This is a genomic window from Pantoea sp. 18069 (assembly GCF_902706035.1).
Classification (GTDB): Bacteria; Pseudomonadota; Gammaproteobacteria; order Burkholderiales; family Burkholderiaceae_C; genus Comamonas.
The window spans coordinates 1-12,601 of sequence record NZ_CACSJA010000034.1 but is presented as its reverse complement, the minus strand read 5'-3'; the positions used below and the strand labels follow the sequence as shown (position 1 = coordinate 12,601).

9 protein-coding genes are annotated in these 12,601 nt (G+C 67.5%); 1 reads left to right on the top strand and 8 read right to left on the bottom strand.

Annotation, left to right across the window (positions count from 1 at the left end; translation table 11 throughout):
- Positions 1-43: 43 nt before the first annotated feature.
- The 5 genes from GVL12_RS20745 to GVL12_RS20725 are packed head-to-tail and all read right to left on the bottom strand — an operon-like array spanning position 44 to position 6,362.
- Positions 44-1,225, bottom strand: a complete 1,182-nt coding sequence (locus GVL12_RS20745; protein ID WP_159917465.1) for an acyl-CoA dehydrogenase family protein — start codon at positions 1,223-1,225, stop codon at positions 44-46.
- On the bottom strand, positions 1,222-2,424 hold the full coding sequence (locus GVL12_RS20740) for an acyl-CoA dehydrogenase family protein (protein WP_159917464.1): 1,203 nt from the start codon (positions 2,422-2,424) through the stop codon (positions 1,222-1,224). The genes GVL12_RS20745 and GVL12_RS20740 overlap by 4 nt, the downstream gene beginning before the upstream one ends.
- Before the next feature lie 7 nt (positions 2,425-2,431).
- The gene (locus tag GVL12_RS20735) at positions 2,432-3,421 is read right to left on the bottom strand and encodes a tripartite tricarboxylate transporter substrate binding protein (RefSeq protein WP_159917463.1); all 990 of its coding nucleotides are present in this window, start codon (positions 3,419-3,421) and stop codon (positions 2,432-2,434) included.
- Complete coding sequence (locus GVL12_RS20730) at positions 3,418-5,574, bottom strand: acetate--CoA ligase family protein (RefSeq protein WP_159917462.1); 2,157 nt, start codon at positions 5,572-5,574, stop codon at positions 3,418-3,420. Before GVL12_RS20730 ends, GVL12_RS20735 begins: the two co-directional genes overlap by 4 nt.
- Positions 5,571-6,362, bottom strand: coding sequence for an enoyl-CoA hydratase (locus GVL12_RS20725; RefSeq protein WP_159917461.1), 792 nt, complete (start codon positions 6,360-6,362; stop codon positions 5,571-5,573). Before GVL12_RS20725 ends, GVL12_RS20730 begins: the two co-directional genes overlap by 4 nt.
- 116 nt (positions 6,363-6,478) lie before the next feature.
- On the opposite strand from GVL12_RS20725, the gene GVL12_RS20720 reads away from it, so the two are divergent.
- Positions 6,479-7,204: an IclR family transcriptional regulator gene (locus tag GVL12_RS20720; protein ID WP_159917460.1), complete on the top strand. Its 726-nt coding sequence runs from the start codon at positions 6,479-6,481 to the stop codon at positions 7,202-7,204.
- A gap of 106 nt (positions 7,205-7,310) precedes the next feature.
- On the opposite strand, the gene GVL12_RS20715 is transcribed toward GVL12_RS20720, so the two are convergent.
- The 3 genes from GVL12_RS20715 to GVL12_RS20705 all read right to left on the bottom strand — a co-directional run bounded on the left by GVL12_RS20715 (position 7,311) and on the right by GVL12_RS20705 (position 12,577).
- Complete coding sequence (locus tag GVL12_RS20715; RefSeq protein WP_159917459.1) at positions 7,311-8,264, bottom strand: transporter; 954 nt, start codon at positions 8,262-8,264, stop codon at positions 7,311-7,313.
- 416 nt (positions 8,265-8,680) lie between these two features.
- Positions 8,681-11,152 carry a TonB-dependent siderophore receptor gene (locus tag GVL12_RS20710; RefSeq protein ID WP_159917458.1) on the bottom strand — a complete coding sequence of 824 codons (2,472 nt, stop codon included), beginning with the start codon at positions 11,150-11,152 and terminating at the stop codon, positions 8,681-8,683.
- A gap of 153 nt (positions 11,153-11,305) precedes the next feature.
- Positions 11,306-12,577 carry a sigma-70 family RNA polymerase sigma factor gene (locus GVL12_RS20705; protein WP_159917457.1) on the bottom strand — a complete coding sequence of 424 codons (1,272 nt, stop codon included), beginning with the start codon at positions 12,575-12,577 and terminating at the stop codon, positions 11,306-11,308.
- Positions 12,578-12,601 lie beyond the last annotated feature (24 nt).

The window sequence follows — 12,601 nt, the reverse complement described above, 5'->3', positions numbered from 1 at the left end:
ATGTGCCATGCGCCGGCCAAGGCCCATGCCAGACCGCTTGCCATCATCGGGGTGATATGGCCGCTTGTCTGCCCAGCACCGTGTGGGCAATCAACCCCAACTGCACCTCGGCCGCGCCGCCAAAGATGGTGAACGCCCGGCTATTGCAGTATTCGGGCACCAGCACACTGGGCCGAAGCGCGCTGCCGGCCGCGTCACTGCGCCAGCGCAGGCCGGCCTGGCCCAGCACATCGACGCCCAGTTCCGCAATCGCCTGCTTGAGCCGGCTGGCGCGCAGCTTGAGTATGGACGACACCGGGCCGGGGTTGGCGCCGGGCGCCAGGCCGCCCATGGTGCGCAGCTCCAGCCATTCGAAGGTGTCGATATCGGCGACGACTTCGCCAAAACGCCGCACCAGGTCGTCGGGCAGGTCCTGCTGCGCGCCAAACGCGTCGGCCACGCGCTTGAGCTGGGAGCGCAGGCGCGGGCTGAAGATGCCGGCGCCGCGTTCGAATTCGAGCAGGTACTTGGCGCATTCCCAGCCCGCGTTCTCTTCGCCTATGCGATCGGATTGCGGTACGCGCACGTTCTCGAAATGCACTTCGTTGACGTCGTGGTCGCCGCCAATGGTGACGATGGGCCGCACCGTGATGCCCGGCAGCGCCATGTCGATCAGCAAAAAGCTGATGCCCTGCTGGCGCTTGCCTTCGCTGCTGGTGCGCACCAGCGCGAACATGCGGTTGGCGTGGTGGGCATGGGTGGTCCAGATCTTGGTGCCGTTGAGCACATAGTCGGCGCCATCGGGTACGGCGCGCATCTGCAGCGCGGCAAGGTCCGAGCCGGCGTTGGGCTCGGAAAAGCCCTGGCACCAGTAGTCGGCGCCCGACAGGATGCGCGGCAGGTAGAACTTCTTTTGTGCTTCGGTGCCGTAGCGCAGTATCACCGGGCCGACCAGCCGCGCGCCCATGGGGTGGACCAGCGGCGCGCCGGCGAGCGCGCATTCGGTCTCGAAGATGAAGCGTTGCAGCGCCGTCCAGCCGGTGCCGCCCCATTCGCGCGGCCACAGCGGCACCAGCCAGCCGCGCGCCTGCAGTGCCTGCTGCCATGGCCCGGAGATTTCCGGCTCGGGGTACATGGCGCTGGTGGCGGCCTGGCCGGCGCGCAGCGTGTCCGTCAGGTGGGTGGCGAGAAAGCTGCGCACTTCGGCGCGAAAGGCCTGGTCGGCGGGGCTCAGTGCGAGGTTCATGCGACGGTCTCGGGTTCTTGGGCGGCAAGGTGGGTGGGCGCAGGGCCCAGTGTGCGGCTTTGCGCGAAGCTGCCATCGGCAAGCAGTGCGCTCCCGGCATCGAGCGCGTGGCTGGCGCCGTCGCCGCCCCATTGGGCAAAGGCCATCAATGCGCGAAACGCGCTGGCGATGGGCAGCTCTTCGCACACGCCCATGGCACCGTGCAGTTGCACGCCTTCCTGGGCGACCGTGCGCGCGGCACGGCCGACCTTGTTCTTCAACAGACTGGCGAGGCCGCGGCCTTGTGCAGCGTCTGCAGCGTCTGCACCGGCCAGCGAAAGCGATGCAAGTTCGCACGCGGCCTGGGCCTCGGCGCACAGCACGGCCATTTCGGCAAGCCGGTGCTGCACCACCTGAAAGCGCGCCAGCGGCTGGCCGAATTGCTGGCGTTGCTGCACATGGTCGCTGGTCTGCGCCAGCATGGCCTGCATGCAGCCCGTGGCGGCCCAGCAGCGCGCGACCAGGCCTTCGGCGAGCACGCGCTGCAGTGCAGCCTGTACATTGCCAGTGTTCAGGCGGCTCGCAGCGTCGACGTGCACCGCGTCGAACGCTATGTCAGCAGCGCGCCCGCCGTTGCTGGTGTCATAGGCGTCCATGCATATGCCCGGTGTCTGCGGATCGACAAGAAACAGCGCGGTGCTGCCATCGGCCAGCACTGCCGAGACAATCCAGCGCGCCGCGCCGGGCGCCGATGCAATGCAGCGCTTGCTGCCGTCGAGCACCCAGCCCGCGCCATTGGCGCGCGCGCGCAGTTGCGGTGCATCCCAGGGCAGGCGGCTGCCTTCGGCATGGGCCAGCGCCAGGCGCTGCGTGCCCGCGACCACGCCCGGCAGCCAGTCGGCCTGCTGCGCTGGCGACCCGGCGAGCGCCAGCAGCCGTGCGGCTTCAAGGCAGCCGTCGAGCACGGGCTCGACCACCAGATGCCGGCCCATCGCCTGGGCCAGCAGACCGGCTTCGAGCGCGCCCAGTTCCATGCCGCCCGCGTCTTCAGGCAATAGCAGGCCCAGCCAGCCGAGTTCGGCCATGGCCTGCCAGACCGCGGGGTTGCCGCCGTCGCGCTGCAGGCTGGCCGCGCGCTGGCGCAGGTCGTAGTGGTGCAGCAGCCAGTCGCTTGCGCTGTCGGCGATCATCTGCTGCTCTTCGGTCAGTGCGAAGTCCATGCCGTGATCAATCTGCTTTGATGCCTGCGCTCTTGATGACCTTGTCCCACTGGGCGATGTCCTTGCGCAGAAAGCTCGCGAATTCCGCGGGCGTGTTGCCAATGATGTCCAGCCCCCAGTTCCTGAACTTCTCCTGCATCTCGGGTTCCTTGAGGATTTCGGCGACTTCGCGGTGGATGCGGTTGACTGCCGGAGCCGGCGTGCCGGCCGGCGCCATCAGGCCCAGCCAGGGCATGGCTTCGTAGCCCTTGAGGCCGGACTCGGCGACCGTGGGCAGGTCGGGCAGCGCGGCCGAACGCTGGGCCGTGGTCACGGCCAGCGCGCGCAGCTTGCCCGACTTGACGAAGGGGCCCGACGAGCCCCAGGCGTCGAACATCACATCGACCTGGCCCGCGACCATGTCGATCAGCGCCGGGCCGCTGCCCTTGTAGGGGATATGCACCAGGAAGGCCTGGCCCATGTTCTTGAGCAATTCCATTTCAAGGTGGGTCGAGGTGCCCATGCCGGTGGATCCGTAGTTGAGCTTGCCCGGGTTCTGGCGCGCATAGGCCAGCAGCTCGCCGACGTTCTTGACCGGCAGCTTGGGATTCACCGCCAGAATGTGCACCACCGAAGCCACCTGGGTCACGGGCGCGAAGCTCTTGATCGCGTCGTAGTTGACCTTGTCGTAGAGCAGCGGCGCCGTGCCTATGGACGACGCGGCCATCAGCAGCGTATAGCCGTCGGCCGGCGCGCGTGCGACGGTGTCGGAGGCCAGCACCGTGCCCGCCCCGGGCCGGTTGTCGACGATCACCGGCTGGCCCAGGCGGGTCGCCATTTTCTCGGCGAGCGCGCGCGCCAGCAGGTCGGTCACGCCGCCTGGAGGGAAGGGCAGCACCATGCGCACGGGCTTGGACGGGAAGTCCTGGGCCTGGGCCAGGCCCGGCGCAAAGCTGGCCATGGTGGCAGCGGCCAGCGCGGCGGTGACCAGGCGGCGGATAGAAACGGTGGTTTTCATGCTGTCTCCTCTTGTGGATGGGATTCTGTGGCCGGCGCGGTGGCCGGTTCGGGCTGTGGCTTCACCAGGACCAGCGCATCGAGCGCGGCGGTGCCCTGGCCTAGTGCGCGCACCTGCAGCGGGTTGATCTCGGCTTCAAGCACCTGTTCGCCCAGGGCCGTAACGGCATCGGCCAGCGCGGCGATGGCGTTGCAGGCGGCGTCCACGTCGGCCCGGGGGCGGCCGCGAAAGCCATCGAGCAATGGCCAGGCCTTGAGCGATTCGAGCATCTGCCGCACCATGCCGGCGTCCACGGGCAGCAGACTGTGGGCGACGTCGCGGTAGATTTCGGTCAGCACGCCGCCCAGGCCCACGGTGAGCGCCGGGCCGAACACCGGGTCGCGCGTGACGCCCGCAATCAGCTCGGCCACGCCGCCCGTGGCCATGGGCTGTACCAGCAGGCCGTCGATGCGCGCGCTGGCGTCATAGGCCTTGGCCGACGACAGAATGCTGGCGGCCGCCCTGCGCAGCGCGGCTTCGTCAGTCAGCTCCAGGTGCACGCCGCCGGCCTCGGTCTTGTGGGCGATGTCGGCGCTGAGTATCTTGAGCGCCACCGGGTAGCCGATCTGCGCGGCAGCGGCTGCGGCCGCGTCGGCATCGCGCGCCACCTGGCCCGTGAGCGAAGGCACGCCATGGGCCGCCAGCAGTTGCTTGGTGTCGTACTCGTTGAGGCGCGCGGGCAGGGCGGGCGCGGCGACTGTGCTTCGTGGCCGTTGGCGCATTGCGGCCCAGCGTGCGGTGGCCTCCTGGCGCGATAGCCAGACGCAGAACGGCGCGAGCGCCTGGGTGCAGCGCGCGAGGTCGTCGAACACCGGCACGCCGGCATCGGCCAGGCGCTGGCGGCACTGGGCTTCGCCGGTATCGAGGGCGACAAACAGCCGCGGGTATTGTGCGCAGACTTCAAGCAGCGGCTCGGCCATGCGGTCCAGCAGATAGCCGGGCGCGGCCACCACCACGGTGTCTATGCCGTCGCAGCGGGCCAGCGCCTCGAACACGGTGCGCACGAAGCCGGGCGCGTTGACGATGTTGCCGGTCACGTCCACGGGGTTGCTGACCATGCCGTAGTCGGGCACGCCCGCGCGCAGCAGGGCTTGCAGATCGGCGGGCAGCGTAGGCACTTCCAGGCCCGCGAGCGTGAGCTTGTCGGCCAGAATCGCGCCGACCGCGCCCGACATGGTGACGATGGCCACGCGCCTGCCGCCCTGGCGCTGGCGAAAGCCGCTCAGATACCCGAGGTCGGCCATGTGCGCGAAGTCCTGGCCGCGTATCACATTGAGCTGCTCGAAGCCCGCGCGGTAGATGGCCAGGTCGCCGGCCAGCGCCGAGGTGTGGGACTGCACGGCCTCGGAGCCTTTCTCGGTTTCGCCGGCCTTGTAGATGACCAGGGGCTTGCGCTGCGCGGCAAACGCCAGCGCGGCGTCAATGAAGCGCGCGCCGTCGCGCAACTGCTCGACATAGCCGAGCACGCAGTCGGTCGTTGGGTCCTGCGCGAGGTATTCGAGGTACTGCGCATATTCCAGCGTGGCCTCGTTGCCGGTGTTGATGAAATGGCTCACGGGCACGCCGCGCCGGCGCACCAGGCCGAACACCGCCGAGCAGACATTGCCGCTTTGCGTGAGGACGCTCACGCGGCCCGGCGCGGTCTGCGGCGGCACGTTGACGAAGATGGAGGCAAACGCCGTGTAGGCGTGCAGATTCAGGTTGGCAAAGCCCATGCAGTTGGGCCCGGCCACGCACATGCCGGTGCGCTGCACGAAGGCCACGAGTGCGCGCTGCAGCGCCGCGCCATTTTCGCCGGCTTCGGCGAAACCCGCGGCGTAGACGATGGCCGCGCCTATGCCGCGCGCATGGCAGCGCTCGAGCATGGCCACGACTTCATCGGCGGCGATCGCCAGCACCGCAAGATCGGGCACTTCGGGCAGCGCCTCGACATCGGCATAGCAGCGGTTGCCGAAGATTTCCGTGTACTTCGGGTTGATGGGAAACACCTTGCCCGCATAGCCAAAGCGCTGCAGCAGATCGAGCGGCATGCCGCCGATGCGCCCTGGGTTGCTGCTGGCGCCTATCAGCGTGATCGAACGCGGCGCGAGCAGGGGAGTCAGTGCGTGGCTCATGCCTTGGCTCCCTGGATCGCGGTGGCCAGGCCGGCCTCCTTGGTGCGGCGGTATTCCTCGGTCACATGGCTCAGCTGGTGCACGTCGAAATGCGCCGACAGCGCCTGGCGCATGCCTTGCACGTCCATCGAACGGTTCAGCGATTTCTTCAGCAACTGCATGGCAAACGGCGGCGCCTTGGCAATGCGCTGGGCCAGTGCCTCGGTGTCGCTTTCAAGGCGCTCGCGCGGCACCACGCGATTCACCATGCCGAACTCCCTGGCCTGCTGGGCGCTGATGCGCTCGCCCGTGAACAGCATCTCCTTGGCCTGGCGCAGCCCCAGCACCCAGGGGTGGATCAGCACTTCGAGCGAGGCCGCGCCCATGGTGTGGGTCACGGGGTCGGAGAAGAACGCGTCTTCGGAAGCGACGATCAGATCGCACATATTGGCCAGCATCAGGCCTGCGGCGATGCAGCCGCCTTGCACCTGGGCGATCGTCGGCTTGGGGAAGTCCCAGATGCGCATGCAGTAGCCGAAGTAGCGCTGCTCTTCATAGGCCCAGCGCTCTTCGACGGTGAACTCGGCGCGCTCTGCCTGGGCCTGCTTGAGGTCATGGCCGGCCGAGAAATGCGGGCCGTTGGCCGCGAGCACCACCACGCGCGTCGCGCTGTCGAGCCGCGCGGCTTCGAACGCCGCGTCGAGCTCGTCGAGCATCTGCTGGCTCTGGGCATTGCGCATCTCGGCGCGGTCGAGGGTGATGCGGTGGACCGGGCCAATCTGTTCGGTCAAAAGGGTGGTTGTGCTCATGGCGAATCCTGCTAGTGGAGCCGCGATGATCTCGATAAGATGTCCACTTCGCGAGATTAATCACCAGGAAATCCTACATTGTGAGCAAAACTAGTGAAACTCCGGGGGCGCAGAATATGCGCCGCTCCCTGTTGGTGCTGCGCGTGCTGGGCCGGTATCAGGAAGAGGGCATCAGCGTCACCGATGTCATCGCGCAGACGCAGCTCGAGCGCTCGACCGCGCACCGGCTGCTGACCTGCCTGGTCGAAGAGCGCTTCGCCGAGCGCGACCCGCTCACGCGCCGCTACCGCCTGGGAATCGACGCCATGCAGATGGGCCTGGCCTCGCTGCGGCGCGCGCCACTGGTCGCGTCATACCAGTCGCTGATGCAGCGCCTGGCACGCACTTCGGGCGACACCGTATACCTGCTGGTGCGCCAGGGCGACTACACCATCTGCCTGCACCGCGAAGACGGGCCCTATCCCGTGAAAGTGTTCAGCACGCGCGTGGGCGATGCGCGCGTGCTGGGCATAGGTGTGGGCGGCATGGCGATTCTTGCGGGACTGGCCGATGAAGACGTACAGCGCATCCACGCCCAGCATGCCGAAGCCTTCGACGCCGCCGGCCTGGGCGGGGCGGCGTTCTCGCGCGCCGTCGCCCGCACGCGCCGCACGGGCTACTCCGAACTGCTCGACACCATCACCGCGGGCGTGGGCGGCGTGGGCATGGCGATTCCGCACCCCGACGGCACGCCGTTCGCGGCGATTTCCATCGCCTCGATACAGCCGCGCATGCTGCCCGCGCGGCGCGCCGAACTGGGCGCCATGCTGCTGCGCGAGATGGGGACGGTGCGGGCCGTCTGAAGGCCGGCGTCAGAGGCCGCGATGCATCTTTGGGTTGGGGCTTGCCGTCAGGCTTGCGGACTGCAAGCGGGCAAGCCGCGTCAGGTGTGCCTGCGGCGGCACATGCTTATTTCCCGGTGAGAGGCACGATCAGGGACAGCCAGAAGTTCCAGCCTTCTCCGCGGTTTTTCGCGCCCCACTCGTGGAAGGCCTTGGCGTTGAGGTAGTACATGTGCCCGCCGACCGGAAAGTACATGCCGGCCTGCGGGCCTATGCCATTGACGCGCGACTTGACGTCGTGCACCAGCGCGCCGCTGCCCGAGTCGGCTTTCAGCTGGCGGTAGAAGTAGCCTGCCAGTCCCGCATGCACGTTGGGCAAGATGAAATACGAGGTGGTCCAGTCGATGTGTGCTTCAGTGCCGCTGCGGTAGTCGATGTCCGCGTTGCGGCCTTTGTAGCTCAACCCGCCAACGATGGAAAACTCCATGCGCTTCTTCAGGTCGAAATAGGTATAGGCGCCGCCCGCATCCACGGCCCAGCGGTTGGCGCCGGTGTTGGCCAGCCGGGTCTGGCGATAGGATCCCACGGGAACCACGCCTGACACATAGGCCATGTAGTTGTGGGCACCGTCGTTCCATTTGACGTTCCCGATCGGAAAGACATCGGCAAGTGCCGTGAGCGCGTCGCGCTCCATGCCCGTGATGGTGATGCCCCCAGGCATATGCAGCGCTGCATCGACCGTGGTGCGCGTGCGGCCGGCGCCAATGCCCAGGCCTATCGATGGCCTGCCGCCCCACAGGGAGCGTTCGAACGTGTAGTTGGGCGCGAGGAAGACCAGATTGGCACGCGATTTCAGGTCCGTGTCGAGGCGTATACCGGGGGCGAGATTGCGCGAGTCGGTGGTGTCGACAGCCATGTTCACGTAGACGACCGGAAGGCTCCAGCCCGGCGCGGCAGGAACCGCGGCCATGCTGCCCATCTGGCCCGGCCGCCAGAAGTTGACGATTCTTTCATCGGCGTTGGCATACGGGGCCATGGCCGCCAGGATCAGGGGCGCCCAGAGGCGGACATATTGCTTCATCCGGATATCCTTGGTTGCAGGCAATGATTGCGGGCGGTGCCTGTGGTTGCCCTTGGACGTTCTTTCTATTTCACAAGAGCGTAGCAGGCTTTGTAACGTTGCGATACAGAACTTACGGTGATACAAGCAGCATGCAGCAGCGGCTTGCGTCTGGCCGCCTGTGCGTTCGGAAGGCGTGCTCAGGCTCCTGAGCACGCCCGTACGCCTTTGCGCCGGATCGGCATACGGCGCCCTGGGCTGCTTCAGGCGGTGCGCTTTGGCGATTTGGGGCGAACCCGCTCGCTGACCGGCTGGCGCCGGGGGCGGGCTCGCTTTCGTTTTGTAGCCTGGGTGCGCGCTCCCGGGCGTTTGAGAGCGTCATGACGCCCGGGGCCACGGGGATGAATGCCGCGCGGCCCTGGCAGCAAGGACTGCCGTCAGAACTGCCCGCGCAGCGTCAACACCGCATTGCGCGGCGTGCCGTACCAGTTGCCGCCAGATGCCGTGCCCACACGCTCGTAATACACCTTGTCCAACAGATTGTTGAGGTTCAACGACAAGGTCCACCGGGGATCGATGCGGTACTGCACCATGGCGTTCACCACTGCGTAGCCACTTTCCGCAAAGGTGTAGGGCGAAGCATTGAAGTTGGCGTCATACAGCGAGCCCTTGACCGACGTCTTGCTCTGGATATGAGCCGAACTCCCCACCTGCCAGTTCGACCATTCGCCAGTGAGGCGATAGGCGGTGGACAGCTTGAGCAAATGCCTGGGCGTGATGGTGCTGTAGCTGGTGGCCGTGCTCCGGTCCCTGGTCTGGTTGAAGGTGTAGCCTGCGGCAAGTTGCCAGCCAGTCTGCACTTCGCCACCGATCTCGGCGTCAAAGCCACGGCTGGTCACCTTGCCCTGGGGCAGATAGCAGCAATTGCCCGCCCAGGGATCGCGGCTGGTGGGATAGCGGCCATCGACCACGCCGGTGCCGGTGCGCTCCACGTTGAATACGCTGAAGGTGGCGTTCAGACGGCCGTCGAGCAATTCGCCCTTGAAGCCGGCTTCATAGCTCTTTCCCTTGACGGGCGACAGAGAAGTCCCGGGTTGCGGGCCGGCCTTGAGCAGCGCCTGGGGCTTGTAGATCGAGGCATAGCTGACGTAAGTGGACCACTGGGAGTCCAAGTCATAGATCACGCCACCGTAGGGTGTGACCTTGGTCGGCTCGCCGAAGTCGGTGCGCGAGGTCACGGTGCGGTTACCCGCGGCATCGGCGCTCGAGATCTGCTGCAGAAAGTCATAGCGGCTGAGCCGGGCGCCGGCGATTACATGCAGGCGATCCGAAGGGTGCAGTCGCAGCACGCCATAGGCGCCTTTTTGCTGCTGATTCCAGGGGTCGAAGATCGAATTGAGCGGGATGTTCATGTCGGGGTTCCAGGCATTGCCCGAGAACAGGTCTGCGGGAACCGCCCAGTTGTCGACCGGTTTGCCTGTTGCCCAGCTGCCCTGCGCGCGCTGCCAGTCCGCACCCAGCAGCAATTCGTGGGTTCGGCCGAGCAGACCAAAAGTGCCGCTCAGATTGACATCCACGATGTCCTGCTGGCTGGACGTCGCATACCGGCCGCCGCCCCAGTACGCTCCCTCGCGGGTCTGCGGGTCGATGGCGCCGTCGACGAACGCCGTGGTCGAGTTGGCGTTGGCCTTCACTTGCGTCAGATTGGTCTTGAGTTTCCAGCCATTGGCGAAGCGGTGCTCGAGTTGGGCAAACAGTTCGCTGTGCCTGGTGTCCCAGAAAGCCCAGGGCTGGGTCAGGCTGGTGTTGCGCGCCAGGCCCAGCGGTCGGCCATCGCTGTAGCGCGGCATGCCGTCGCCATAGCCGTTTTCATGCTGCTTGCCGTAGCTGGCGCCCACCGTGAGCAGCGTGTTGGCTGTGAGGTCGGCCTCCAGCACGCCATAGATCGCGGGCTTTTCCTGGCTGCGGTCCTGCAGGTGATAGTTGCGATTCTCATAGACCGCGACAGCGCGCCCGCGCACCCGGCCGTCGAACCCCAGCGCGCCAGTGGCGTCGAGCATGGTGCGGTTGCTGTCCCAGCGGCCCACGGACTGCTCGAACACCAGCTTGTTCTCGGCCAACGGCTTTTTGCGCGCCAGGTTGACGATGCCGCCAGGGTCGCCCATGCCGCCCAGCAGGCCCGAAGCGCCGCGCATCACTTCGACACGGTCGTAGAACGCCATGTCCTGTTGCGGCTCGTAGGTGTAGGAGCCCAGGGCCAGCGGAGCGCCGCCGTCAATTTGCATGCTCGTGACCTGGAAACCGCGCGCATAGAAGTCAAACGCGCTGAAATTGGCGCGATTGACGGTGATGCCCGGCATCTGCTTGAGCGCATCGTTGACGTTGAGCAGCAACTGATCATCGAGCTGCTGGCGCGTGACCACCGACACCGACTGCGGAATTTCCCGGAACGACTGGTCGGTCTTCGAGGCAATGCTGGTCACGCGGCTGGTGTACAGGCCCGTGCCCTCGGTCGTGCCGTCGCTGGCGCGGCGCGCGGCCACGCGCACTTCGGCCAGTGAAGCGGTGGGGCCGGCGCGCTCGATCACCAGGGTGGAACCATTGATGCGCGCGGCAAGGCCGCTGCCGTCGAGCAAGCGCTCAACGGCCGCTGCGGGCGCCAGCGTGCCGCGCAGGGCAGGCGCCGCGCGGCCCTGCACCAGCTCGGCCGGGGCCAGCAATTGCACGCCGGCCTGGCGGGCGAGTTCGGACAGCGCCGCGTCCAGCGGCTGGGCGGCAATGTCGAAGGCGCGCGCCGCCGTGGCGGCAGGCGCTGCGGCCGCGGGCTGGGCCCAGGCAGCGGGCGCGGCCAGCGCCAGGATTGCCGCGGCGATCAGGTGGTGGCGGGCTTGGAGTGAATGCAGTGGCATACGAAGAACAACCTTGGTGAAAGAAGCGAAGGGGCCGCGTTGCGCCCTGGGGCGCACACAAGCGGCTTCCAAGGTAGAAACGAACGACCGCGCAACTTCCCTCACGCTTTTTCGAAAATCCCTGGCGTCGCAGGCAATCGCCTGCAAAAGGCCTCAGCGCCGCGTGATCAGCAGCGCGCGCTCAGCTCCGCGCCCCTCTTCGCGCACCGTCACCGGCAGACTGCCGGGCAGCAGCCTGAGCCAGGCGCCGGCCTCGGCGATGCGCACGCGGCCGAAGACCGTGAGGTCCGCCGCATCGGGCGCGACGCGCAGCGCGAACGGGCTGTAGCGCGCCAGGCGCTGCACGGCCTCATGCAGCGGCACATGGCGAAAGTCCAGCCAGCCGCTGCGCCAGGGCGCGACTTCGCCCTGCGACTGCGCGCGCTGCACGCCGTCGTCAGGCGACCAGCGCAGCGCGTCGCCGGCATGCAGATCGTGCTGCGCGGCGCCCGGCGGCTGCACCCGCACATGGCCTTGCTCCACCATCACGCGCAGATCGCCGCTGTCGCCCACGGCCACCTCGAAACGCGTGCCCACCACGGTGATGCGCGCGCCCAGGGCCTCGACGATGAACGGCCGCTCGGCGTCGGCCGTGACGTTGAAGAAGGCCGTGCCCGCAAGCAGCGCCACTTCGCGCCGCGCCGCGTAGTAACGCACTTCGGCGCGCCCTTGCGCATCGAGCGCGATGCGGCTGCCGTCGGGCAAGGGCTGCTCCAGCTGCTGGCCGCGCGCTGTCGCCACCACCATCTGCCAGCCCGGCACCAGATGCCGCCAGGCCTGCCAGGCCGTGCTGCCGAAAAGACCCAGGCCGCCCACGCCCAGCAGCGTGGACAGCGCGCGCCGGCGCCCGCGCCGCTGCGCCGTGCCATCGCCGCGCCAGCGGTGCAGCGCGGCCTCGACCGCGTCGAGCGCGCGCATCACTTCGCGTTCAATGGTCTTGACCGATACGCCATGCTGCTGCGCCAGCACCGCATGCGCCGTGCCATCGAGCCTATCGGCCAGAAAGATCGCCCGGCGGCGCTCGGGCAAGGCCGCCAGCGCTGCATCGATGGCGGCCAGCGCCTCGCGGTGCAGATGGCCGTCGGCGATATCGCGCACGGCCGCCGCAGCCGGCACATCGATGTTGCCGCTGCCTTCAAAGCGCTCGGCCGTGCGCCCGGCGCGCCGCAGGTGATCGATGGCGAGGTTGTCGGCCACTGTATAGAGATAGGCGCGCGATGCCGTTTCGCTCCCTTCATCGCCACGCCGCTCGCGCTCGGCCAGCCGCAGCCAGGCGTCATGCACCAGATCCTGCGCCGTCTGCCGGTTGCCGGTGCGCCGCGCCACAAAGCCGATCAGCGCGTAGTAGCTGTCGCAAAAGACGTCGGAGATCAAGGAATGGGACATGGCGGGCGGGGGAGGGCTTGTCTA